The sequence below is a fragment of the Fulverythrobacter ferritrahens genome, from assembly GCF_020539485.1.
Taxonomy (GTDB): domain Bacteria; phylum Pseudomonadota; class Alphaproteobacteria; order Sphingomonadales; family Sphingomonadaceae; genus Andeanibacterium; species Andeanibacterium ferritrahens.
Map to the genome: position 1 here is coordinate 1,466,528 of NZ_JACDXU010000001.1, position 23,178 is coordinate 1,489,705.

Annotated in this window: 15 protein-coding genes; 10 read left to right on the forward strand and 5 right to left on the reverse strand. The window is 64.3% G+C overall.

All coding sequences use genetic code 11. The features are described from left to right. Window positions 1-3,120, reverse strand: a complete 3,120-nt coding sequence (locus H0274_RS07120) for an efflux RND transporter permease subunit (protein ID WP_226794215.1) — start codon at window positions 3,118-3,120, stop codon at window positions 1-3. Window positions 3,121-3,126: 6 nt separating this feature from the next. Beyond that, the gene (locus tag H0274_RS07125; protein WP_226794216.1) at window positions 3,127-4,245 is read right to left on the reverse strand and encodes an efflux RND transporter periplasmic adaptor subunit; all 1,119 of its coding nucleotides are present in this window, start codon (window positions 4,243-4,245) and stop codon (window positions 3,127-3,129) included. A gap of 99 nt (window positions 4,246-4,344) precedes the next feature. Here H0274_RS07125 and H0274_RS07130 point away from each other — a divergent pair, with 99 nt between their 5' ends. Then, complete coding sequence (locus H0274_RS07130; RefSeq protein ID WP_226794217.1) at window positions 4,345-5,001, forward strand: response regulator; 657 nt, start codon at window positions 4,345-4,347, stop codon at window positions 4,999-5,001. Continuing rightward, window positions 4,998-6,386: a sensor histidine kinase gene (locus H0274_RS07135; RefSeq protein WP_226794218.1), complete on the forward strand. Its 1,389-nt coding sequence runs from the start codon at window positions 4,998-5,000 to the stop codon at window positions 6,384-6,386. Before H0274_RS07130 ends, H0274_RS07135 begins: the two co-directional genes overlap by 4 nt. Before the next feature lie 765 nt (window positions 6,387-7,151). On the opposite strand, the gene H0274_RS07140 is transcribed toward H0274_RS07135, so the two are convergent. Then, complete coding sequence (locus tag H0274_RS07140) at window positions 7,152-8,780, reverse strand: alpha-amylase family glycosyl hydrolase (protein WP_226794219.1); 1,629 nt, start codon at window positions 8,778-8,780, stop codon at window positions 7,152-7,154. 229 nt (window positions 8,781-9,009) lie between these two features. Between H0274_RS07140 and H0274_RS07145 the strand changes: the two genes are divergently transcribed. The 6 genes from H0274_RS07145 to glgX are packed head-to-tail and all read left to right on the forward strand — an operon-like array spanning window position 9,010 to window position 19,763. After that, window positions 9,010-11,442 (forward strand): glycogen/starch/alpha-glucan phosphorylase, encoded by a 2,433-nt coding sequence (locus tag H0274_RS07145; protein WP_226794220.1) that lies wholly within the window; start codon window positions 9,010-9,012, stop codon window positions 11,440-11,442. Then, the gene (gene glgB / locus H0274_RS07150; RefSeq protein WP_226794221.1) at window positions 11,439-13,610 is read left to right on the forward strand and encodes a 1,4-alpha-glucan branching protein GlgB; all 2,172 of its coding nucleotides are present in this window, start codon (window positions 11,439-11,441) and stop codon (window positions 13,608-13,610) included. Before H0274_RS07145 ends, glgB begins: the two co-directional genes overlap by 4 nt. Window positions 13,611-13,622: 12 nt before the next feature. Further along, on the forward strand, window positions 13,623-14,885 hold the full coding sequence (glgC, locus tag H0274_RS07155) for a glucose-1-phosphate adenylyltransferase (protein ID WP_226794222.1): 1,263 nt from the start codon (window positions 13,623-13,625) through the stop codon (window positions 14,883-14,885). Next, window positions 14,885-16,333 carry a glycogen synthase GlgA gene (gene glgA, locus H0274_RS07160; protein ID WP_226794223.1) on the forward strand — a complete coding sequence of 483 codons (1,449 nt, stop codon included), beginning with the start codon at window positions 14,885-14,887 and terminating at the stop codon, window positions 16,331-16,333. The genes glgC and glgA overlap by 1 nt, the downstream gene beginning before the upstream one ends. A 2-nt stretch (window positions 16,334-16,335) precedes the next feature. After that, window positions 16,336-17,967: an alpha-D-glucose phosphate-specific phosphoglucomutase gene (locus H0274_RS07165; protein WP_226794224.1), complete on the forward strand. Its 1,632-nt coding sequence runs from the start codon at window positions 16,336-16,338 to the stop codon at window positions 17,965-17,967. Continuing rightward, window positions 17,964-19,763 (forward strand): glycogen debranching protein GlgX, encoded by a 1,800-nt coding sequence (gene glgX, locus H0274_RS07170; RefSeq protein ID WP_226794225.1) that lies wholly within the window; start codon window positions 17,964-17,966, stop codon window positions 19,761-19,763. Before H0274_RS07165 ends, glgX begins: the two co-directional genes overlap by 4 nt. Before the next feature lie 19 nt (window positions 19,764-19,782). Here glgX and H0274_RS07175 read toward each other — a convergent pair whose 3' ends face one another. Both H0274_RS07175 and H0274_RS07180 read right to left on the reverse strand, forming a co-directional pair. Continuing rightward, window positions 19,783-20,502 carry a glutathione S-transferase family protein gene (locus H0274_RS07175; RefSeq protein ID WP_226794226.1) on the reverse strand — a complete coding sequence of 240 codons (720 nt, stop codon included), beginning with the start codon at window positions 20,500-20,502 and terminating at the stop codon, window positions 19,783-19,785. Between the two features lie 115 nt (window positions 20,503-20,617). After that, window positions 20,618-21,124 (reverse strand): MarR family winged helix-turn-helix transcriptional regulator, encoded by a 507-nt coding sequence (locus H0274_RS07180; RefSeq protein WP_226794227.1) that lies wholly within the window; start codon window positions 21,122-21,124, stop codon window positions 20,618-20,620. 219 nt (window positions 21,125-21,343) lie between these two features. On the opposite strand from H0274_RS07180, the gene H0274_RS07185 reads away from it, so the two are divergent. Further along, window positions 21,344-22,234 (forward strand): SDR family oxidoreductase, encoded by an 891-nt coding sequence (locus H0274_RS07185; RefSeq protein WP_226794228.1) that lies wholly within the window; start codon window positions 21,344-21,346, stop codon window positions 22,232-22,234. After that, the gene (locus tag H0274_RS07190; RefSeq protein WP_226794229.1) at window positions 22,231-23,151 is read left to right on the forward strand and encodes an SDR family NAD(P)-dependent oxidoreductase; all 921 of its coding nucleotides are present in this window, start codon (window positions 22,231-22,233) and stop codon (window positions 23,149-23,151) included. Before H0274_RS07185 ends, H0274_RS07190 begins: the two co-directional genes overlap by 4 nt. Window positions 23,152-23,178 lie beyond the last annotated feature (27 nt).

A 23,178-nucleotide genomic window follows, 5' to 3' on the forward strand; every position in this document is an offset into this window, starting at 1 on the left:
TCAGCCCTCCGCCTCCAGGGGTTGGATATTCTGTTCCCGATCACCGGCCTCCCGCTCCGCCCGGCTTTCGCCGAAGCGGTTATAGAGGATCGGCAGCAGGATCAGCGTCAGCAGCGTGGCCGAAACCAGCCCGCCGATCACCACGATGGCCAGCGGCTTCTGGATCTCCGAACCCGGCCCGGTGGCGAAGAGCAGCGGCACGAGGCCGAAGGCTGCGATGGTGGCTGTCATCAACACGGGCCGCAGGCGCCGTTCCGCCCCTCGCCGCACGGCCTGGGCCAGTGGCACGCCTTCTTCCCGCAATTGCCGGAAATAGCTGACCATCACGAGCCCGTTGAGCACCGCGATACCCAGCAGGGCGATGAAGCCCACCGATGCCGGAACCGAGAGATATTCGCCCGATGCGGCCAGTGCGATCATCCCGCCCACCATGGCGAAGGGAATGTTTACGAGGATCAGCAGGGAGGCGCGCAGCGACCCCAGCGTGAAATAGAGGATGCCGAAGATCATCAGGATCGAGATCGGCAGCACCACCGCCAGCCGGGCGCTGGCGCGCTGCTGGTTCTCGAACTGCCCACCCCAGACGATGCGATAGCCCGGCGGCAGATCCACATGCTGCGCGATGTCGGCCTTGGCCTCTTCCACATAGCCCACCAGATCGCGGCCGGAAACGAAGGCCTGCACCATGGCGAAGCGCGATCCGTTTTCATGCTCCAGCTTTACCGGGCCTTCGACACGGCGCACCGTCGCCATGTCGCTGGCGCGGACCAGCTGCCCCGAAGGGGCGCGGAACAGCTGGTCCGCAAAAGCCTGCGGCGTCATGCCCTGCGCACCATCGGCCCGCAGCATGATCGGCACGCGGCGGCTGCCTTCGGCAACCACGCCTGCCTGCATTCCTTCGATCTGGGCACGCATCATGTCCTGCAGATCGTTGATCGGCATGCCCGCGCGCCCGGCGGCCACGCGATCGATATCGATCTGGAGATAATCGACCCGGTCGTTCGCCACCGTCATCGCTTCACTGGTGCCCTTGATCGTTTCCAGCCGCGCCTGGATCTGGCCGGACAGCCGCGACAGCTCGCCAAGGTCAGGCCCGAACAGCTTGATCGCCAGATCGCCCCGGGCGCCGGTGAGCATTTCCGAAGTGCGCATCTCGATCGGCTGGGTATAGCCGGGCTCGATACCGGGGAACTGATCCAGCACCTTGCGGATCTCGTTCACCAGCCATTCCTTGTCCTTCACGCGCCATTCCTCGCGCGGCTTGAGCCTGATGAAACCGTCGCTCTCATTGAGACCCATGGGATCGAGCCCGATCTCGTCGGAGCCGACGCGCATCACGATCTGCTCCACCTCAGGCACGGCGGCCATCACTGCCCGTTCCACCTTGAGATCGCCCGCGACCGAATGGTCGAGCGAGATGGAAGGCAGCTTGGACAGCTGGAGTACGACCGAACCTTCGTCCATCGTGGGCAGGAAGGTCTTGCCGGTGACGCTATAGGCCCCCACCGTGAGCAGCAGCGAAATGCCGGCCACCGTGAAGACGCGCTTCTTATGCGCGAAGGATGCGCCCAGGACGCGGGCATAGAAGGGCGAGAGCTTGCGCATCACCCAGGGTTCGTGATGGCCTTCCTTCACCTTGAGCAGGAAATAGGCCAGCACCGGGATCAGCGTGAGCGACAGCAGCAGCGCCGAAAGCAGCGCCAGCACGATGGTGAGCGCCACCGGGGCGAACAACTTGCCTTCCAGCCCTTCCAGCGTCAGCAGCGGCAGGAACACCAGCGCGATGATCGCCATGCCGGAAGCGACCGGCTTCGCCACTTCGGCGGAGGCGACCAGGATATTATGCAGCTTGCCGGACTTGGCATATTTGGGGTCGCTCAATCGCTCGACCACGTTTTCGACCACCACCACGGCCCCGTCCACCAACATACCCACCGCGATGGCCAGGCCGCCAAGGCTCATGAGATTGGCGGTAAGTCCGATGGCGCGCATGAAAATGAAGGTCAGCAAAGCCGCCATCGGCAGGGCCAGTGCCACGATCACCGACGCGCGCAGATCGCCCAGGAACAGCAGCAGCAGGATCACCACCAGAATTGTCGCCTCCAGCAGCGCTTCCTCAACAGTGCCCACGGCATGGCTGATCAGGTCCGAACGGTCATAGAAGGGCACGACCTTCATACCCTCAGGCAGGCTGGGCTTGAGTTCTTCCAGCCGGGTCTTGACCCCGTCCACCACCTTGCTGGCATCCGCGCCGCGCAGGCCGATGACGAGCCCCTGCACAGCCTCGCCATTACCGTTTTCCGTCACCGCGCCATAGCGGGTGCGGCTGCCCAGCCGGACAGTGGCGACATCGCCCACGCGCACAACCGCGCCGTTCGCGGTTTTCACCACGACGGAGGAAAGGTCATCCAGGGTGCGGATCGCGCCGGTGGAACGCACGATCAGCGCCTCCTCCCCGGTCACCAGACGCCCGGCGCCATCGTTGCGATTGCCGCTGTCTATCGCGGCGGCAAGGTCCGCCGTGCTGAGGCCCGCTGCGGCCAGCGCGCCATTATCGGGAGCGACCTCGAAGGTTTCGACATAGCCGCCCAGCGAATTGACATCCGCCACGCCGGGCACGGTGCGCAGCGCGGGGCGCACGATCCAGTCCAGCACGCGGCGCTTTTCGGAAAGGCTCTGCGGCCCTTCCAGCGTGAACATATACATATCCGACAGGGGCGTGGAGATCGGCGCCATGCCGCCTTCCACCGTGACCGGCAGATCGCCCATCACGGAGTTCAGCCGCTCCGAAACCTGGCTGCGCGCCCAATAGATGTCGGTCTTGTCGGAAAAATCGATCGTGATGTCGGCAATCGCATATTTCGCGACAGAGCGCAGCACGGTCTGGTTGGGGATGCCCAGCATCTCCATCTCGATCGGCGCGATCACCCGGCTCTCCACCTCCTCGGGCGTCATGCCGGGGGCCTTGAGGATGATCTTTACCTGAGTGGAGCTGATGTCCGGAAAGGCATCGATGGGCAGGTTCGCGAAAGACCAGCCGCCGATGGCTGCCAGCAGCGCAGCAAGGCCCAGAACCGCAAGGCGCAGCGAAAGCGCCTTTTCTACGAGGAGACGAAGCATTCTGCCTTACTCCGCCGTCATCGCCTTGAGCTCCGCAATGCCGCTCACCGCGACAGCCTCGCCCGCCTTCAGCCCGGCCGAGATATAGGCCCTGCCCGCCGCCTGCCCGCTGACCGTCACCTTGCGGCTGACGAAGCGGTTGCCGCTGCGCACGAAGACCAGATCGTCCTCGCCCACGCGGGTCACTGCATTGGCCGGAACGGCAACGCCCGGCTGTGCGCTCTGCCCGGCGATCACCACCATGACATTCTTGCCTGCCACCAATCCGCCTTGAATCGAATTGGGCGCGGCGCCGATGCTGGCCTTGGCCATGATCGAGCGCGTCATCGGGTCGAGCGAGGGGGCGACCGAGAGGATCTTGCCGCCGACCACCATCGGCTTGCCATCTTCCCCGAGGCCCAGTTCCACTTCTACCGGCATTCCGGGACGAACGGACTTTGCCAGCCGCTCGGGCAATTGCAGATCGACGCTATAGGCGCTGGCGTTCTCGATCACGAAAGGTGCGGTCATCCCGTCCACCGGGCCGCCGGTTTCCACCGCGACATGCGCCACGCGGCCGGAGATCGGCGCACGCAGGGTCATGGTGCCATCCGCCCCTGCCCCCGCGAGCGAGGCCAGGCGCTGCTGCTCGGAAACCGAAGCCCGCGCCTGCCGCAAGGCGGCCTGCGCCTCTTCCGAACGCGCCTCGGCAATCACGCCTTCCTTCGCCAGCTGGGCGAGACGCCGGGCCCGTGCCTCGGCCAGATCCAGTTCCGCCTGAGTGCGCGCCAACTCGCCCCGGATCTGCAGCGGTTCCGCCGCGCGGACCAGCGCAAGGGGCTGCCCGCGCTTCACTTCCTGCCCTTCGATCACATAGACCCGCACCGCCGCGCCGGGGAAATTGGAGGTCACCGCCACGCGCGCTTCGGGCGGCAGGGTCACCTGTCCGGGCACCGTACCCAGCGGCACTGCATCGACTGCCTGCGCGGGCGCGGTGGTGATGCCCAGCCGCTTCATCTGTTCGGCATCCAGCGTGCCGGCGGGGGGCGCCTTTTCCTGCGGCTCCTCTGCCGCCTGATCGGAACAGCCTGCTGCCAGCGCAAAGGCGCTGCACAGGGCGAGCGAAAGGATTATGCGTCGAGCCATGAGCCGGGGCATGTCTGACGAAGCTGACAACAACTTGTCAGTTTGGCAGGCTCTTGTCAGTTTTCCGTTCCAATGCGGGCTGAAGAAGGAGTGCCCCCTATGCGCCTGCTACTGGTTGAGGACGATCCCGAACTGGGCCGCCGCCTGAGCGAACGCCTGCGCAGCGCGGACTTTGCGGTGGATCTGGCGCGCACCAGCGCAGAGGCGGAGGACTGGCCCGATCTGGACAAGATCGCCGCGATCATTCTCGACCTCGGCCTGCCCGATGGCGACGGGATTGCCTTGCTGCGCCAGTGGCGGGCACGGAAGGTCGATTGCCCGATCCTGATCCTCACCGCGCGGGGAAGCTGGCAGGACAAGGTGGAAGGGCTGAATGCCGGGGCGGACGATTTCGTGGTGAAGCCCGTGCGCTTCGAGGAATTGCTCGCCCGGCTCAATGCCCTGTTCCGCCGCCATGCGGGCAAGCGCGAAAGCGGCTTGGTGCTGGGCGATCTCGCGCTCGATCCCATTGCTCATACGGTGACGCTGAAGGGCGAGCTTCTGGACCTCAGCCGCCAGGAATTCCGCCTGCTCCACCTGTTCCTGCGCCGCGCCGGGCAGGTGCTTTCGCAAGGAGATATTCTGGAAAATCTCTATGAGCTGGACGCCCCGCGCGAACTCAATACGATCGAAGTGATGGTCGGCCGGTTGCGGCGCAAGATCGGCAAGGAACGGATCACAACCCTGCGCGGATTGGGCTACAGGTTCGAGAAATGAACTCCGCCCATCCCCCAGCCCAGCCACCAGCCCAGCCTGCCCCGCTATTGCCGGCCCGCGCCCAGTCCGGCAGCCTGCGCCTGCGCTTCCTGCTGGCGGTGATGCTGTGGGTAATGCTGGGTATCGGCTCCATCTGGTTTTCCGCCACCCGTGTTTTCACCAGCCATGTGGAACAGCAATTCCATGACGAGCTGAACGTCCATGTGCTGGAACTTGCGCGGTTGACGGAGATTGCTCCCGATGGCCAGCCCCGCCTGATCCGGCCACTTTCCGATCCGCGCTATGAAGTGCCGCTTTCCGGCTATTACTGGCAGGTCAATGCGGCCAGCGGGGCGGTTTTGCGCTCTGCCTCCATGACGCGGGGCGATCTGGATGACGAGGTGGCCCATTCGCACACTATCGCGCACCATGTGGAAGAAGGGCCCACCGGGCCGGTAATCGCCTATGGCCTCGCCCGGCCCGACGGCAAGGGCGGCGAAGTGCATTTCGTGATCGCCACCGATCAGGAAGAGCTGGACCGCGTGGTGCGCCACTTCACGCGCGAACTTACGCTGGCCCTGCTGCTGCTGGGCCTGCTGCTGCTGGCCACGGGCTTTGCGATCATCCGCTATGGCCTGAAGCCGCTCAACCGGCTGGGCGAGGCAGTGGCGCGGCTACGGCAGGGGCAGGCAGTGCAGCTCGAAGGCGTCTATCCCAGCGAAATCGCCCCGCTGGCGGAAGATCTGAACGACTATATCCGCCAGAATGCCGAGATGATCGCACGCGCCCGCGTGCAGGCGGCCAATCTCGCCCATTCGCTGCGCACGCCGCTGGCGGTGGTGACCGACGAGGCCGAACGGCTGGCCGAGGGGGACAAGGCGCCGGAATCCGCCCGCGTGTTGCTCGATCAGGCGCGGATGATGGAACAGCAGATCGAATATCAGCTGGCCCGCGCCCGCTCCGCCGGGGCGCGCGTGCCCGGCTCCACCAGCACCCTGCCCGATCTGCTGGTGCCCATCCTCAGCGCCATGAAGCGGCTCCACCCCGATGTGCAGTTCATCCTGCGCAACGAGCTGGGCGGCGAAAGGCTGGTGCAGGCCGATCCGGTGGACCTTTCGGAACTGCTGTCCATCCTGCTGGACAATGGCGGCAAATGGGCCGCCTCCGCCGTGACCGTGACGGTGGACGAACAGGGCGGCCATGTGCGGGTGACGGTGGATGATGACGGGCCCGGCATGGATGACAGCCAGATCGCCCGCGCCTTTGAAGTGGGCACCCGCTTCGATCCCGAAAAGCCCGGCACCGGCCTCGGCCTCCCCATCGCACGCGATGTGTGCGAGGCGCTGGGCGCGACCCTGGAACTGAGCCGGACGGCCAAGGGATTGCGGGCAAGGGTGGTGGTTTAGCGAGCAGGCCGCCATCCATTCTTTCGTCATTCCCGCCCTTCGACAGGCTCAGGATAAACTGCCGCAAAGCGGCAGGCGGGAACCCAGTGGCAACCTCTGAAGCTGGATCCCCGCCTGCGCGGGGATGACGAAATGTGAGGCAGCGCGCCTCCGATAGACACGCCTCACCCTCCGCTGGCGAATGCGGAGTAACGCCGGGGGAGAAACCAGTCGGACGGGTCCGGGCCGGTGTGGGGGCGCCCGCAAGGGAGCCCGGTGACGCGGTTTGATCTGCGAATGGCTGGTGGCGTGCCGCGAAGAACTCACCTGCTCGGCCCTGACCTGCACATGCGGGGGCAGCGAAGGGCTCGCAAGTGAGCCGCCCCCGGCGTAACCCGCGCAGCCCTGTGCCGTGACATTCGGCGAAAGGACCGGCGCCTGTGCCGGTGAAAGGTGCGGACGCTTCCGTGAAAGGCAGCAGAGGCGTTGCTATCCGCCTCACCTGCCCGACTCACCCGAAACGCCGGCCCGGAAACGGAGGAACCAGGAACGAAGCGCAAAGCGCCCCCGACCCGCCGCTGGAGCCAGTTGGTAGCTGGCGGATGGCCGTATAGCCAATATGGTTATATTTGTCAAGATTTGGAACCATATTTCCAGCCCCTCACCCGTTCGTCCTGAGCCTGTCGGAGGACGCGCGCCAGCATCTGCCCGGCAAGGGAATATGGGATTGACGGTTTCCCGCGTCCTTCGACAGGCTCAGGACGAACGGGTGAGGCAAACGTCCCCTCAAACCATCAGCCAAACCGCCGCATAACCGCCCAACTGCCCATCTTCCCCCGGATTAAGCGCCAGCACCGGCTCCCCGCCAAGCTCCACCCCTTCCAGATCACCCAGCGCAATGGGCTCCGGCGACAGGTTGTAGATACAGCGCATCCGCTCGCCCTCCACTGCCCGTTCAAAAGCCAGCACATCGCCAGCGATCACGCAGTTCCCGAAACTGCCGTGATGCAGCGCCGGGTGGGCTTTGCGCAGGGCCAGCAGGTGCCGGGTAAGGTTCAGGATTGAATCCCCGTCCCGCTCCTGCACATCCACCGCGCGGCCGAGATTGGCCTCGGACAGGGGCAGCCATGGCGTGCCGGTGCTGAAACCGCCCTGCCCTTCCTCCGCGCTCCACGGCATCGGGGTGCGCGCGCCATCGCGCGACAGGGTCAGCGGCCAATTGGCGATGGCTTCCGGGTCTTGCAGCAGGTGGAAGGGAATATCGTCCTGTTCCAGCCCCAGTTCCTCCCCCTGATAGAGGATAATGTCCCCCCGCAAGGAGGCGAGCAGGGCCAGCTTCATCCGGGTGAAGCGGTCCATGTCCACCATGGCGCACCAGCGCGATACGGCGCGGGGCGCATCGTGGTTTTCAAAGGCCCAGCTCGGCCAGCCTTCCGCCAGTCCGTCCTCGCCCGGCAGGCCCTGCCATTCGCCCATCGCCTCGGCCACCAGGGCGGGCGTCAGCACGGGGGCGTAGAGGAAGTTGAAGCCATAGGCGCTGTTCAGCCGGTGATTTCCGGCAGTGAAGGCCTTCATCTCCACCTCGGACTTCTCCCCGCCGACCTCGGCCATGGTGAAGATCGCATCATATTCATCGCACAGGGCGCGGATGCGTTCGACGAAGTGGACCACGCCGGGCTGGGACTGGCTGTGCACCTTCAACTGGTAATCGAAAGGCCGGTTCAGCGGCCTGCCATCACGCGGCGCAGGCGGATTGTCACGCAATTGCGGATCGTGCATCGCATGGTTCAGCGCATCCAGCCGGAAGCCGTCCACGCCCCGCTCCAGCCAGAAGCGCGCCGCACCCAGCAAAGCATCCTGAACCGCCGGATTATGGACATTGAGCTGCGGCTGCTCTTTCAGGAAAGTGTGCATGTAATATTGGCGGCGGCGGCCATCCCAGGTCCAGGCCGGGCCGCCGAACACCGATTGCCAGTTGCAGGGGGGCGTCCCGTCTTCCTTCGGATCGGCCCAGACATACCAGTCCGCCCTGGCATTATCCGCGCTGGCCCGGCTTTCCGCAAACCATGGATGCAGGTCCGACGTATGGGCATAGACCTGATCGATCAGCACGCGCAGCCCATGGGCATGGGCCACTTCCACCACCCGGTCGAAATCATCCAGCGTGCCGAAGATCGGATCGACATCGCAGAAATCCGCCACATCATAGCCAAAATCGCGCATGGGCGAGGTAAAGAAGGGCGAAATCCAGATCGCATCCACGCCCAGAGAGGCGATGTGGCCCATGTTGCGGGCGATGCCGGCAAGATCGCCTACGCCGTCCCCATCCGTATCCAGGAAGCTACGGGGATAGATCTGGTAGATCGCGGCCCCGCCCCACCAGGGCAGATCGTGGTTCCGGTCGGCTTCGGTCATGATGGCCCCGCAATTACTGTGCAGTGCAACATAGGCGAAAATTCACGACAGGGCAGTGGCCTTGCCGCGCCTTGTGAAAATTCTTCCATGGCGGGCGGCAAGTGCTTGCGGGCAGGCCCCTGAATGGCTTAGGCGATGGGGTGAGGAGCGACGGAGGAAGAGTCGTCGGCGGGTTCGCGGCAACGCGGTGCCAGTCGGCCGGTGCAACCGAATTCGGAGCTTGCCATCCGTGCCATCCACCCCCAGCGAAAAGACCCGCGAAATCGACGCCAATCTGATCGATGTGCTGCGCCACCGCGTTGGCAAGGACGAGCGTGCGGCCAAGCTGCATGACTGGTTCACTGCCACGGTGCTGTCCCTGCGCGACGAAGTGATCGACCGGTGGATGGAATCCACCCGCAAGACCCATGAGAGAGAGAGCAAGCGGGTATATTACCTCAGCCTCGAATTCCTGGTCGGTCGCCTGCTGCGCGATGCGCTGTCGAATATGGGCCTGACCCGCGAGATGGAGCAGGCGCTGCGCGGCCACGGGCTGGACCTTGCGGCAATCGAGAATCTGGAGCCCGATGCGGCGCTGGGCAATGGCGGGCTTGGCCGGCTGGCCGCCTGTTTCATGGAAAGCCTCGCCAGCCTGGACATCCCCGCTTACGGCTATGGCATCCGTTACGTGAACGGCATGTTCCGGCAGGGCATCAAGGACGGCTGGCAGGTGGAACTGCCGGAAACCTGGCTGGAACACGGCAACCCCTGGGAATTCGACCGGCGGGAAAGCGCCTATCTGATCGGCTTCGGCGGCGAGGTTGTCGGCGATGGGGACCGGGGGGACCGGGGGGGCCGGGTGATCTGGAAACCCGCCGAACAGGTGGAGGCATCGGCCGTCGATACTCCGGTGGTCGGCTGGCGTGGCCGGTGGGTGAATACCCTGCGCCTGTGGACCGCCAATTCGCTCGACCCGATCGATCTGGATGCCTTCAATGCGGGGGACCATTTCGGCGCCCTGGAATCGAATTTGCGGGCCGACAGCCTGGTGCGGGTGCTCTATCCGGCAGACTCCAGCCCCGCCGGGCAGGAATTGCGGCTGCGGCAGGAATATTTCTTCACTTCCGCCTCCATCCAGGACATCGTGCGTCGCCATGTCCAGTATCAGGGCGATGTGCGCAGCCTGCCCGATCATGCGGCGATCCAGCTGAATGACACGCATCCTTCCGTCGCCGTGGCGGAACTCATGCGCCTGCTGGTGGACCTGCACGGGCTGGAATTTGACGAAGCGTGGGACGTCACCCGGCGGACCATCGCCTATACCAACCACACATTGCTGCCCGAGGCGCTGGAGGCCTGGCCCCTGCCCCTGTTCGAGCGGCTGCTGCCGCGCCACATGCAGATCGTCTATGCCATCAACAGCCGTGTGTTGCGCGATGCGCGCAAGCAGGGGCTGGACGATGCCGCCATCGCCGCCATCTCCCTGATCGACGAGACCAATGGCCGCCGCGTGCGGATGGCCAATCTCGCCTTTGCAGGCGCGCATAGCGTGAACGGCGTGGCCGCGCTGCATACGGAACTGATGAAGACCACCGTCTTCGCGGACCTCCACAAGCTCTATCCTGACCGGATCAACAACAAGACCAACGGCGTCACTCCGCGCCGCTGGCTGCAGCAATGCAATGCCGGGCTGGTATCGGTGCTGAAGGACGCCATCGGCGATGCCTTCCTGGATGACACGGAAAGGCTGGCGGACCTCAACAAGCTGGCGGCCGACGCTCATCTGGGCGAGCGGATCGCGGAAGTGAAGCGCGCCAACAAGGTGGCGCTGGCCACGCAGGTCAAGGCCCTCACCGGCATCGCCATCGATCCCGATGCCCTGTTCGACGTGCAGGTAAAGCGCATCCACGAATACAAGCGCCAGTTGCTCAACCTGATAGAGACTGTGGCGCTGTATGACCAGATCCGCAGCCATCCGGAACGGGACTGGGTGCCGCGCGTCAAGATCTTCGCCGGCAAGGCAGCCGCCAGCTATCACAATGCCAAACTGATCATCAAACTGGCCAATGACATTGCCCGGCGGGTCAATTCCGATCCGGCGGTGGGCGGGCTGCTGAAAGTGGTGTTCGTGCCGAACTACAATGTCAGCCTGGCCGAACAGATCATCCCGGCGGCAGACCTTTCGGAACAGATTTCCACCGCGGGCATGGAGGCATCCGGCACGGGCAACATGAAGTTCGCCCTCAATGGCGCGCTGACCATCGGCACGCTGGACGGCGCCAATATCGAGATCAAGGATCACGTGGGCGACGAGAACATCGTGATCTTCGGCCTGACGGCGGAGGAAGTGGCGAAAAAGCGCGCCAATGGCTACGTCCCGCGCGAAGTGATCGAAGGATCGCGCGAATTGCACCAGGCCGTCCACTGCATAGCCTCGGGCGTGTTCTCGCCCGACGATCCGGGCCGCTACACCGATCTGATGAAGGGGCTCTACGATCATGACTGGTTCATGGTCGCCGCCGATTTCGATGCCTATCATTCGGCCCAGCGCGGGATCGATCGCATCTGGGACAATCAGGCGGACTGGCGCGAGAAGGCGATCCGGAATATTGCCAATGTCGGCTGGTTCTCTTCGGACCGGACCATCGGCGAATATGCCCGGGATATCTGGGGAGTCTTGTGAAGCCATCTCAATCCGCTCTCAACGCGCTTATCGATGGCACGCATTCGGACCCGTTTTCGCTGTTAGGCCCCCATGCGGGACCGGAAGGAACCTTCGCCCGCGCAGTCCTGCCCGGCGCGGAGGAAGTGAGCGCCTTCAGCCTTAAAGGCGGCGCATTGGGCAAGCTGACGCGCGTCGATCCGCGCGGATTGTTCGAAGGCACGCTGCGCGGCCAGCCGAAACCGGTGAAATATCGCTGCCGTGCTGGCGGGCATGAATGGTGGGTGACGGATGCCTACAGCTTCGGCCCGGTGCTGGGCCCGGTGGACGATTTCCTGATCGCACAGGGCACGCATTATCGCCTGTTCGACAAGATGGGCGCCCATTGCATCACGCATGAAGGCGCCAGCGGCGTCCACTTCGCCGTCTGGGCCCCCAATGCCCGCCAAGTGAGCGTGGTAGGCGATTTCAACGACTGGAACCCCGCCCGCCACACGATGCGCAACCGCGTGGATATCGGCGTGTGGGAAATCTTCGTGCCGGACATCGGCCCGGGTCGCGCCTATAAATACCGCATCGTCGGGCCGGACGGCACGGTCCAGCCGCTCAAGGCCGATCCCTATGCCTTCGCATCGGAATTGCGCCCCAAGACGGCCTCGCTCACTGCCGATCCGGTGAAGCACGATTGGGGGGACGAGGTCCATCGGCGGCACTGGTCTTCCGTCGATCCCCGGCGGGAGGCGATCTCGATCTACGAAGTCCACCCCGGATCGTGGCAGAGGAACGAGCATGGCTGGTTCCTGACCTGGGACGAAATGGCCGAGCGGCTGATCCCCTATGTGGTGGAGATGGGCTTCACCCACATCGAATTCCTGCCCGTTTCCGAACATCCCTATGATCCGAGCTGGGGCTATCAGACCACCGGCCTGTTCGCGCCTTCTGCCCGTTTCGGCGGGCCGGAAGGCTTCGCACGCTTCGTGGACGGCGCCCACCGCGCCGGGATCGGCGTGCTGATCGACTGGGTGCCTGCCCATTTCCCCACGGATGAGCACGGCCTCTCTCGCTTCGACGGGACGGCGCTCTACGAACATGAAGACCCGCGCCTCGGCTTCCATCCGGACTGGAATACGGCGATCTACAATTTCGGGCGGCGGGAGGTTTCCAGCTTCCTGGTCAATAATGCGCTGTTCTGGGCCGAACGCTATCACGTCGATGGCCTGCGCGTGGATGCCGTCGCCTCCATGCTCTACCGCGACTATTCGCGCGAGGCAGGCGAATGGATTCCCAACCCGGAAGGCGGGCGCGAGAACTGGGAAGCGGTGGACTTCCTGCGCCAGATGAACCGCGCCATCTATGGCAGCCAGCCCGGCACCATCACCATTGCGGAAGAAAGCACCGCCTGGCCCGGCGTCACCCTACCCGCCTATGACGATGGCCCGCGTTCAAACCTCGGCTTCGGCTTCAAGTGGAACATGGGCTTCATGCACGATACGCTGGCCTATATGGGCCGCGATCCGGTGCATCGGAAGTTCCACCATTCCGACATCACTTTCGGCCTGATGTATGCCTTTGCCGAGAATTTCGTCCTGCCGCTGAGCCATGACGAAGTGGTCCATGGCAAGGGGTCGCTGCTGAACAAGATGAGCGGGGACGACTGGCAGAAATTCGCCAGCCTGCGCGCCTATTACACCTTCATGTGGGGCTATCCGGGCAAGAAGCTGCTGTTCATGGGGCAGGAATTCGCCCAGCGCCGCGAATGGAGCGAGGAACGCGCGCTCGACTGGGATCTGCTGGACGCGCCCGCCCATGAAGGGGTGCGGCGCCTGCTGCGCGACTGCAACCGCCTCTATCGCACGCGCCCCGCTCTCCACGCCCGCGATTGCGAGAGCGAAGGCTTCGAATGGCTGGTGCCGGACGATGCGGGGGCATCCGTCTTCGCCTGGCTGCGCAAGGCGCCCGGCGCGCCGCCGGTGGCGGTGATCAGCAACATGACCCCCGCTCTGCACGATCATTATCGCCTGCCCCTGCCCCATGACGGCCAGTGGCGCGAAGTGCTGAACTCCGATGCGGAATATTACGGGGGCAGCGGCAAGGGGAACCGTGGCATGGTTACGGCAGAAGCGGGGGCGGCGCATGTCATACTGCCGCCGCTTGCCACTATCATGCTCGAATATGCGGGAAAGGACTGAGGCATTACCACGATGAGGGATCTTTCGGGACAACCATTGGCGCGTGACGCCATGGCCTATGTACTGGCAGGCGGGCGCGGCAGCCGGCTGAAGGAACTGACCGACAACCGGGCCAAGCCGGCGGTCTATTTCGGGGGCATGAGCCGCATCATCGACTTTGCCCTGTCCAACGCGATCAATTCGGGCATCCGCCGCATCGGCGTGGCCACGCAATACAAGGCCCATTCGCTGATCCGGCACATGCAGCGCGCGTGGAACTTCATGCGGCCGGAACGCAATGAAAGCTTCGACATCCTGCCCGCATCGCAGCGCATTTCAGAGGCGCTGTGGTATGAAGGCACGGCCGACGCGGTCTATCAGAACATCGACATCATCGAGGCTCACGCGCCGAAATACATGGTCATTCTGGCAGGCGATCACATCTACAAGATGGATTACGAGCTGATGCTGCGCCAGCACGTCAACTCGGGTGCGGATGTGACCATCGGCTGTCTCGTGGTGCCGCGCATGGAAGCCACCGGCTTCGGCGTGATGAAGGTCAATGCCGACAACACCATTACCGAATTCATCGAAAAGCCTGCCGATCCGCCGGGCATTCCGGGCGATCCGGACCATGCGCTGGCTTCGATGGGCATCTATGTATTCGACACGCAGTTCCTGTTCGAGCAACTGCGCCGCGACGCCGCCGACCCGAATTCCACGCGCGATTTCGGCGGCGATGTGATCCCCTATATCGTGAAGCACGGCAAGGCGGTGGCCCACCGCTTTACCGACAGCTGCATCCGTGCGGCCGAACAGATCGGCGAATATTGGCGCGATGTCGGCACGCTGGATGCCTATTTCGAGGCCAATCTTGATCTGACGGACATCGTGCCCAAGCTGAACATGTATGATCGGGACTGGCCGATCTGGACGGACCAGATCGTGGCCGCCCCCGCCAAATTCGTGCATGACGAGGATGGGCGGCGCGGCCATGCCATATCCTCGCTCATCAGTCAGGATTGCATCGTCTCGGGCGCGCTGGCCAAGCGCAGCCTGCTGTTCACCGGCGTGAAGATGGGCAGTTTCTCCAGCGTGGATGAGGCAGTGATCCTGCCCTATTGCAATATCGGCCGGGGCGCGCGCCTTTCCCGCGTGATCATCGATTCCGGCGTGCGCATTCCTGAAAAGCTGGTGGTGGGCGAAGATCCCGAATTGGATGCGCGCCGTTTCCGCCGGACCGAAAACGGCGTATGCCTGATCACCAAGCAGATGATTGCTGCGCTGAAGGACTGATGCCGCTCACTGTCCTCTCCCTGGCCTCCGAGGCCGTGCCGCTGATCAAGACCGGCGGCCTTGCCGATGTGGCGGGCGCCCTGCCCGCTGCCGTGGAACCGCATGGCGTGGCCATGACCACCATGCTGCCCGGCTATCCCAAGGTGCTGGCCGGGCTGACGCGCGCGCGCGAAGTCCATCGCTGGGACAGTCTGCTGGGCGAGCCGGCGCGGCTGCTGGCGGGCAAGCTGGGTAGCCATCCGCTGCTGGTGCTGGATGCGCCGGGCTATTTCAGCCGGGATGGCAGCCCCTATTCCGATCCGGGCGGCAAGGATTGGGGCGATAACTGGCGGCGCTTTGCCGCCTTTGGCCGAGCCGCCGCCGATGTGGCAGGCGGCGCGGTGAAAGGCCGGCGTTACGACGTGCTCCACGCGCATGACTGGCAGGCCGCCATGGCCATTGCCTATCTGCGCTTCGCCCCGTTCGAGGGGCATAATGTGCCCAGCGTGATGACCATCCACAACATGGCCTTCCAGGGCTATTTCCCGCCTTCCATCTTCAGCGGGCTGGGCCTGCCGCAGGCGGCGTGGTCGATCGACGGGGTGGAAAGCTATGCCGGGGTGGGCTTCCTCAAGGCCGGACTGCAACTGGCGGACCGGGTGACAACCGTCAGCCCATCCTACGCTGCCGAAATCCGCATGAGCGAATTCGGCATGGGGCTGGAAGGGTTGATCTCCAGCCGGGGGGACCGGGTCAGCGGCATATTGAACGGCATCGATGCGGAAGAATGGAACCCCGAGACGGACCCCGCCCTGCGTTCGAACTTCACTGTAAAAACGCTATCTAAGCGCCTGAAAAACAAGCGCGCGCTTGAGGCAGAGTTCGGGCTGGAGATCGATGAAGGGCCGCTGTTCATCGCGATCAGCCGCCTTACCTGGCAGAAGGGCATGGATGTCCTGCCCGAGATTGCCGATCATCTCGTGGGCAATGGCGCAAGGCTGGCCCTGCTTGGATCAGGCGACAAGGCCATCGAACAGGCACTGCACAAGGCGGCGGCGCGCCATCCAGGCCGGATTGCCATCCGCATCGGCTATGACGAGCAGCTTTCCCACCTGATGCAGGGCGGCGGCGACGCCATCCTGATCCCCAGCCGGTTCGAGCCTTGCGGCCTCACCCAGCTATATGGCCTCGCCTATGGCTGCGTGCCTGTGGTGGCGCGCACGGGCGGGCTGGCCGATACGGTGATCGACGCCAATGTCGCCGCTCTGGGCAAGGGCGTGGCTACTGGCGTGCAATTCGGCGGGGTTCACTATCACCCCATGGCCACCGCGATCAGCCGCACCATCGAACTTTACCGCAACCCCGCCGAATGGCGGCTGCTCCAGAAGAACGGCATGACCTGCGATTTCTCATGGAAGCGCAGCGGCGCAGCCTATGCCGCGCTCTACCGGCAATTGGCAGAAGGCTGACAATGAATATCACCGCGATCCCCACCTCGCCCTTTGAAGGGCAGAAGCCCGGTACATCGGGCCTGCGCAAGAAAGTGCGGGTGTTCCAGCAGCCCAATTATGCCGAGAATTTCATCCAGTCCGTATTCGACGCGGTGCAGCCGGAAGCCGGATCGACGCTGGTGATCGGGGGCGACGGACGCTTCCACAACCGCACGGTGATCCAGCAGGCGATCCGCATTGCGGCCGCCAATGGCTATGGCCGGGTGCTGGTCGGCAAAGGGGGCATCCTCTCCACTCCCGCCGCCAGCCATGTGATCCGCAAATATGGCGCCAGCGGCGGGCTGATCCTGTCCGCCAGCCACAACCCCGGCGGGCCGGAAGAAGATTTCGGCATCAAATACAATATCGCCAATGGCGGCCCCGCGCCCGAAGGGGTGACTGAGGCGATCTTTGCGCGCACTGGCACGATCGACCGCTGGCTGACGGTGGACACGCCCGATGTCGATCTCGACGCTCTCGGCACCCACCATGTCGCCGGAATGGCCGTGGAAGTGATCGATCCGGTCCGCGACTATGCAGATCTGATGGAAAGCCTGTTCGACTTTGCCGCGATCCGCGAAGCCGTGACGGAAGGCTTCACCATGGCCTTTGATGCAATGCACGCCGTCACCGGGCCCTATGCGCATGAAATCCTGGAAAACCGGCTCGGCTTCCCGGCGGGCACTGTCCATAATGGCACTCCGCTGGAGGATTTCGGCGGGCATCACCCCGACCCCAACCTCGTCCACGCCAAAGTCCTCTATGATCTGATGATGAGCGCGGACGCCCCGCCCTTCGGCGCGGCATCCGATGGCGACGGGGATCGCAATTTGATTATCGGCAAGAATTGCTTCGTTACCCCTTCGGACTCGCTGGCCATGCTGGCGGCCAATGCCCACCTCGCCCCGGCCTATGCAGGCGGGCTGAAGGGCATTGCCCGTTCCATGCCCACCAGCGCGGCGGCGGACCGGGTGGCGGCCGCGCTGGGCATTGCCTGCTATGAAACGCCCACCGGCTGGAAGTTCTTCGGCAACCTGCTGGATGCCGGAATGGCCACCATCTGCGGCGAGGAAAGCGCCGGCACCGGCAGTGACCATGTGCGCGAAAAAGACGGGCTGTGGGCCGTGCTGCTATGGCTCAACATCCTGGCCGTCCGCCGCATCAGCGTGGCCGAACTGGCGCGCGAGCATTGGGCGAAATATGGCCGCAACTATTACGCCCGCCACGATTACGAAGCCTTGTCGACCGAGAGCGCCAATGCGCTGATGGCGGAACTGACGGCCGCCCTCCCCACCCTGCCCGGCAGGAGCTTCGGCCCGCTGACCGTGGCCGAGGCAGACAGCTTTGCCTATACCGACCCGGTCGATGGCTCCGTCAGCGCCAATCAGGGCATTCGTGTGTTGTTCGAAGGCGGATCGCGCATCGTCTTCCGCCTGTCCGGCACCGGCACGGAAGGGGCCACCCTGCGCGTCTATCTGGAACGCTACGAACCCGCAGGCGGTACACTGGGCGAAGAAACGCCCGCCATGCTGGCCGATCTGATCGCCGCCGCCGATGCCATTGCCGGGATCGTGCGCCATACCGGCCGCACCGCACCTGATGTGGTGACGTGACCCCGCCGCCCGGCGCCAGCGTCAGCCGGGGGCGGACCCGCTTCGCCGTCCGCTCTCCCAAGGCGGAGGGCATGTGCCTCTGCCTGTTCGAGCATGGACGCGAACGGCAGGTGCCGATGCACCGGCAGGGCGATGGCTGGTGGCTGGCCGAACTGCCCGAAGACCTGACCGGCGCGCATTACTCCTATCGCGCTTCGGGAGAATGGGCCCCTGAAAAAGGCCTGTGGTTCGACCATGCCAAGCTGCTGGTCGATCCCCATGCCGTGGAGCTTGACCGGCGCTTCACTCAGCACCCCTCTTTGACGGTGCATGGCGCCGATACTTCGGGCCTCGTCCCCCGCGCGGTGGTGCCGGGCAAGCTGGCCGCGGTGCGCAGGCGCAAGCCCTGCTTCACGCCGGGCGGGCTGATCTACGAACTGAACGTGCGCGCCTTCACCATGCGCCATCCCGATGTGCCGCCGCATTTGCGCGGCACCGTGGCTGCACTGGCCGAACCTGCCGTGATCGCCCATCTCAAGGCGCTGCATGTCAGCGCGGTGGAACTCATGCCCATCGTCGCCTGGATCGACGAGCGGCATTTGCCCCCGCTCGGCCTGACCAATGGCTGGGGCTATAATCCGGTCGCCCCCATGGCGCTCGATCCCGGCCTCAGCCCCGGCGGCGTGGCGGAACTGCGCAAGACGGTGGAGGCGCTGCACAAGGCAGGGATCGGCGTGATCCTGGACATCGTGCTCAACCATACGGGCGAGAGCGATATTTACGGCGGCGTGATCTGCCTGCGCGGACTGGATAATGCCGCCTATGCCCATGATCCCGACGGCGCGCTGATCAACGATACGGGCTGCGGCAATACGCTGGATTTCGCCAATCCTTCCGTGCGGCAAATCGCGCTGGACACGCTGCGCCATTTCGTGCGCCATTGCGGCGTGGACGGCTTTCGCTTCGATCTGGCCCCGGTGCTGGCGCGCGGGCCGGGCTTCGATCCCGCTGCGCCCATTTTTGCCGAAATCGCCGCCGATCCCCTGCTGACGGACCGGGTGCTGATCGCCGAACCATGGGACATCGGACCGGGCGGCTATCAGCTTGGCAATTTCCCCCCCAACTGGCTGGAATGGAATGACCGCTATCGCGACGACATTCGCCGCTTTTGGCGCGGGGATGCGGGCATCGGCCTGCTCGCCACGCGCATTGCCGGGTCTTCCGATATTTTCGGCCATGGGAACAATCGCAGCGTCAATTTCCTCGCCGCGCATGACGGCTTCACCCTGGCCGATACCGTCGCCTACGAACACCGCCACAATCAGGCCAATGGCGAGGATAATCGCGACGGCCACCAGGTGAATTTCTCGTGGAACCACGGCGCCGAGGGGCCGAGCGACGATCCCGCCATTCTTGCCGCGCGCAAGGCGGACCTGAAGGCCATGCTCGATACGCTGATGGCCTCCACCGGCACGATCATGCTGACGGCGGGGGACGAGTTCGGCCGCACCCAGCATGGCAACAACAATGCCTATTGCCAGGATAACGAAATCACCTGGCTCGACTGGGAGGGCCGCGACCGGGAACTGGAGGCGCATGCCTTCGCGCTGGCCGCATGGCGCGCCCGGCGGGCCGCGTGGTTCCGCCGCTTCCCCGGTCAGGGCGAATGGCGACACCCCGACGGTCGGCCCATGGAGGTGGCGGATTGGGACAATCCGGCAAGTGCGGGCTTCACATTCGCCTCAACCGATCCGCAGCGCCCCTATGCCGTCACTCTGGACCGACAGGAACGCCGCGTTACGCTGGGGGATAGCTGAGCCGGCAGAACCGGCCGGATCACTTGCGGCGGTAATCCTCCAGCGCCTTCACTGCCGGGCGCTCCGCCATTCGGGCGAGCCAAGCAGTCAGCAGCGGGGCATCTTCCGGATTGCACTGGTCGGGCGCGACACGAGGCAAGGCCGGGGCCATGGAATACCATTTGATGTCCGCCAGCGAATAGAAATCGCCCAGAAGCCAGTCCCCGCCATGGGCCAGATGCTGTTCAGCGCGGGCCACGCAATTGGCCAACCGGCGGCGTGCATCGGCCAGTTCCTCGTCCGAATAGCCCCTGCTTGAAATCGTCTGCCATTTCTTGCGCACTTCATCATTCGGCATGCGGGCCAGGATTTGCGCCATTTCCTGCTTGTCGATCTTCGAGGCGAAGGGCGTGGCGCCGTGGGAACCGATCACGGTCAGTGCGGGGCAGAAATATTCGTCCACATATTTGGTCAGCACCCGCATTTCCGCGCAGAGCCACGCATTGTCGGGGCGGAGCGCCGGGGTGGGAAAGACGGTGTCGATATATTCGTTGATGACGGTCGATTCCCGCACCACGCGCCCGTCATGCACCAATATGGGCACCATGCCATCGGGGCTGAGCGCCTGGAATTCCGGCTTGTGATGATCCCACTGGCGGCTGTCGAGAAACCGGTTTTCGAAATCCAGCCCCTTCTCCAGCAGGCACAGCAGCGGGGTCAGCGAATTGGCGACCGGACCGAAATGATAGAGCGCAAGCATGGGTATCCTCCCCCGAAATGACTTCGGGGGAACATATTTGACGATGTCAAAATGTCGAGGGGAATGCGGCAGGCGGGCAGATTTTCTCGGTGGCAGCCTGCCCCGCCCGCCTGGATTATTCCTCGCCGCCCAGCTGGCGTTCTTCTTCCATCATCTGGTCCGCACGGCCGACCATCGTGTCGATCACTCGCCACAGCACCTTGATATCCTCGGGCGGGATGCCATCGATCAGCCGGTGATCGCGCTCTACCACCCGCTCCACCATGCGGCCGTAAACTTCCCGGCCCTGCGCGGTCAGGTCGATCTCGATTTCCGGGCCGCCCGGCTTGCGCTCGCGCGAGAGCAGGCCGCGCTCCACCATGGCTTTCACCGCACGGCTCAACTGGCCGCGATCCTGCAGCAGAAGCTCGGCCAGGCCATTGAGCGAAAGCGGCGCAAATTCGCCCACCTGCACCATGATCCGCCATTCGGTTTCGGAAAGGTCGAACTGACGGCGCTGGGCCAGCACGCCGCTGCGGCGGAGCAGGCCGAACAGGATGATCATGCGCATGGTCACAAGCTGGCCCAGCGGGCCGGAACGCTCGGTCGAGTTGCGCCGGATGCGGGCCTGTTCCTCGCTCATTTCCACGGACTGCACCTTCGTCTGTAACTTGCTCAACATAACCCCCACGGGAATCGGAGTGATCTGACACTATCTTTTTGATGGTGTCAAAAAGGCTTTTGTGTTTTACCTCTCCTTGATAGCGCCTTCTACCGATCCTTTCGCGATTGGCTAGGGCGCGCGGTGCAACGAACCGGGCTGCGCAGGCGCAGGACACGGGGCGACCAAGGGGAGAAAACCATGCGTGAGTTTCGCGGCAGGACGGCCTTCATCACTGGCGGGGGCAGCGGCATCGGCCTGGGTATGGCCCGCGCCTTCCTCGACAGGGGAATGAATGTGGTGGTGGCTGACCTGCTGGACAGCCATCTGGCGGATGCGCGCGATCTGCTCTCCTCCACCAACCGGCTCCATTGCATCAGGCTGGATGTGTCCAACCGCGAGGCGATGCGCGAAGCGGCGGAAGAAACCACCCGCCTGTTCGGCAAGGTCCATGTGCTGTGCAACAATGTCGGCGTCAGCCAGCGCAAGCCGATTGACGAAGCCGCCTATGAAGACTGGGACTATGTCCTCAACGTCAATCTGGGCGGCACCATTGCGGGCCTTGTGGAATTCCTGCCGGGCATGAAGGCCCATGGCGAAGGCGGCCATGTGGTGAACACATCCTCCATGGCAGGGATGATCCCGGTGCCGGCCTTTGCGGGCGTCTATGCCGCGTCCAAATTCGCGGTGCGCGGGCTGAGCGATTCCCTGCGCCTGGCGCTGGCGCCCTATGGCATTGGCGTTTCCGTGCTGTGCCCCGGCATGGTGAAGACCCGCGCGATGACGGCGGGCGATGTCTATCGCCAGGCGCATGAAGGCGCCGGGGCGGATGAGAAGCGCGACACGATCGAGGGCGGGATGGACCCGTTCGAACTGGGCGACATCGTGGCCGATGCGATCGCGCATAATCGCCCCTATATCTTCCCCCATGGCGAGTTCCGGGAAGAAGTAGCCGGATATTTCAACGAAATGCTTGCTGCTTTTCCCATAGAGTTTGAACTGGATGAGCGGCGCCGCGCCAGCGAGGAACGCCGCGCGAAAATGACTGCCGAGGCGAAGGCCATGGCTGATGCTCTGGGTCAGGCGGAATGAACGCCATGCAGGATGTAGCCGGAAAGGGCGCCTTCATCACCGGCGGCGCCAGCGGGATTGGTCTCGGCATGGCGATGGTATTCGCCCGCGCCGGGATGAATGTAGTGATCGCCGATGTGCGGCAGGATCACCTCAAGACCGCGCAGGCCGAACTGGCCGAGGCAGGCCTTGCGGACAAGGTCCAGGCCCTGTTGCTGGATGTGACGGACCGCGACGCCTATGCCGCCGCCGCGAATGAGGTGGAGCGCCTGATCGGCAAGCTGCATGTGCTGTGCAACAATGCCGGGATCGGCATCCTCAAAAGTCTGGGATCGGCCAGCCATGCCGATTGGGACTGGGCCGTGGACGTTAATCTCAACGGCGTGTTCAACGGCGTCCATGCCATGTTGCCGAAGATCCTCGCCCATGGTGAAGGCGGACATATCGTCAACACCGCCTCCATGGCGGGCGTGCTGCAATATAGTCAGGCGGGCATCTATGTGGCGACGAAGTTTGCCGTGGTCGGCCTGTCGGAAGCCTTGCGGGCGGAGCTGGCCCCGCAGGGGATCGGCGTTTCCGCCTTCTGCCCCGGCGGCGTGCGCAGCAATATACGCGAATATGAGAAGGCCCGCCCCGCCCGCTTCGCCGTGCGGGAGGAAGCACCCAAGGGCCCGCCCCCACGCTTCAATCTGAGCGAGGAGGATCGCGCGCGGCTTTCCACGCTGACCGCCAGCCCCGAGGAAGCGGGCGAAATCGTGCTGAAGGGCATTCGCGAGAATGCGCTCTACATCTTCACCGCGCCCGAATTCCGCCCCGGCATAAAAGACCGTTTCGAGGCGATGCTGCGCGCCATCGGCCATGATGAGGAGCGGGAGAAAACCGCGCTCGAACTGATACCGGGTCTGGTCGGCAGCCCGATCTATCGCGAGGCACCATAGGGGCCCGCCGCTTCTGGGGAGAAGGAA

What these genes read in the sequence shown, in the direction of transcription:
- H0274_RS07135 (WP_226794218.1), top strand. Translation starts at nt 4,998, where the DNA reads ATGAACTCCGCCCATCCCCCAGCCCAGCCACCAGCCCAGCCTGCCCCG.
- H0274_RS07175 (WP_226794226.1), bottom strand. Translation starts at nt 20,502, where the DNA reads ATGCTTGCGCTCTATCATTTCGGTCCGGTCGCCAATTCGCTGACCCCG.
- glgC (WP_226794222.1), top strand. Translation starts at nt 13,623, where the DNA reads ATGAGGGATCTTTCGGGACAACCATTGGCGCGTGACGCCATGGCCTAT.
- H0274_RS07120 (WP_226794215.1), bottom strand. Translation starts at nt 3,120, where the DNA reads ATGCTTCGTCTCCTCGTAGAAAAGGCGCTTTCGCTGCGCCTTGCGGTT.
- H0274_RS07125 (WP_226794216.1), bottom strand. Translation starts at nt 4,245, where the DNA reads ATGGCTCGACGCATAATCCTTTCGCTCGCCCTGTGCAGCGCCTTTGCG.
- H0274_RS07130 (WP_226794217.1), top strand. Translation starts at nt 4,345, where the DNA reads ATGCGCCTGCTACTGGTTGAGGACGATCCCGAACTGGGCCGCCGCCTG.
- H0274_RS07185 (WP_226794228.1), top strand. Translation starts at nt 21,344, where the DNA reads ATGCGTGAGTTTCGCGGCAGGACGGCCTTCATCACTGGCGGGGGCAGC.
- H0274_RS07180 (WP_226794227.1), bottom strand. Translation starts at nt 21,124, where the DNA reads ATGAGCGAGGAACAGGCCCGCATCCGGCGCAACTCGACCGAGCGTTCC.
- H0274_RS07190 (WP_226794229.1), top strand. Translation starts at nt 22,231, where the DNA reads ATGAACGCCATGCAGGATGTAGCCGGAAAGGGCGCCTTCATCACCGGC.
- H0274_RS07165 (WP_226794224.1), top strand. Translation starts at nt 16,336, where the DNA reads ATGAATATCACCGCGATCCCCACCTCGCCCTTTGAAGGGCAGAAGCCC.
- glgA (WP_226794223.1), top strand. Translation starts at nt 14,885, where the DNA reads ATGCCGCTCACTGTCCTCTCCCTGGCCTCCGAGGCCGTGCCGCTGATC.
- H0274_RS07140 (WP_226794219.1), bottom strand. Translation starts at nt 8,780, where the DNA reads ATGACCGAAGCCGACCGGAACCACGATCTGCCCTGGTGGGGCGGGGCC.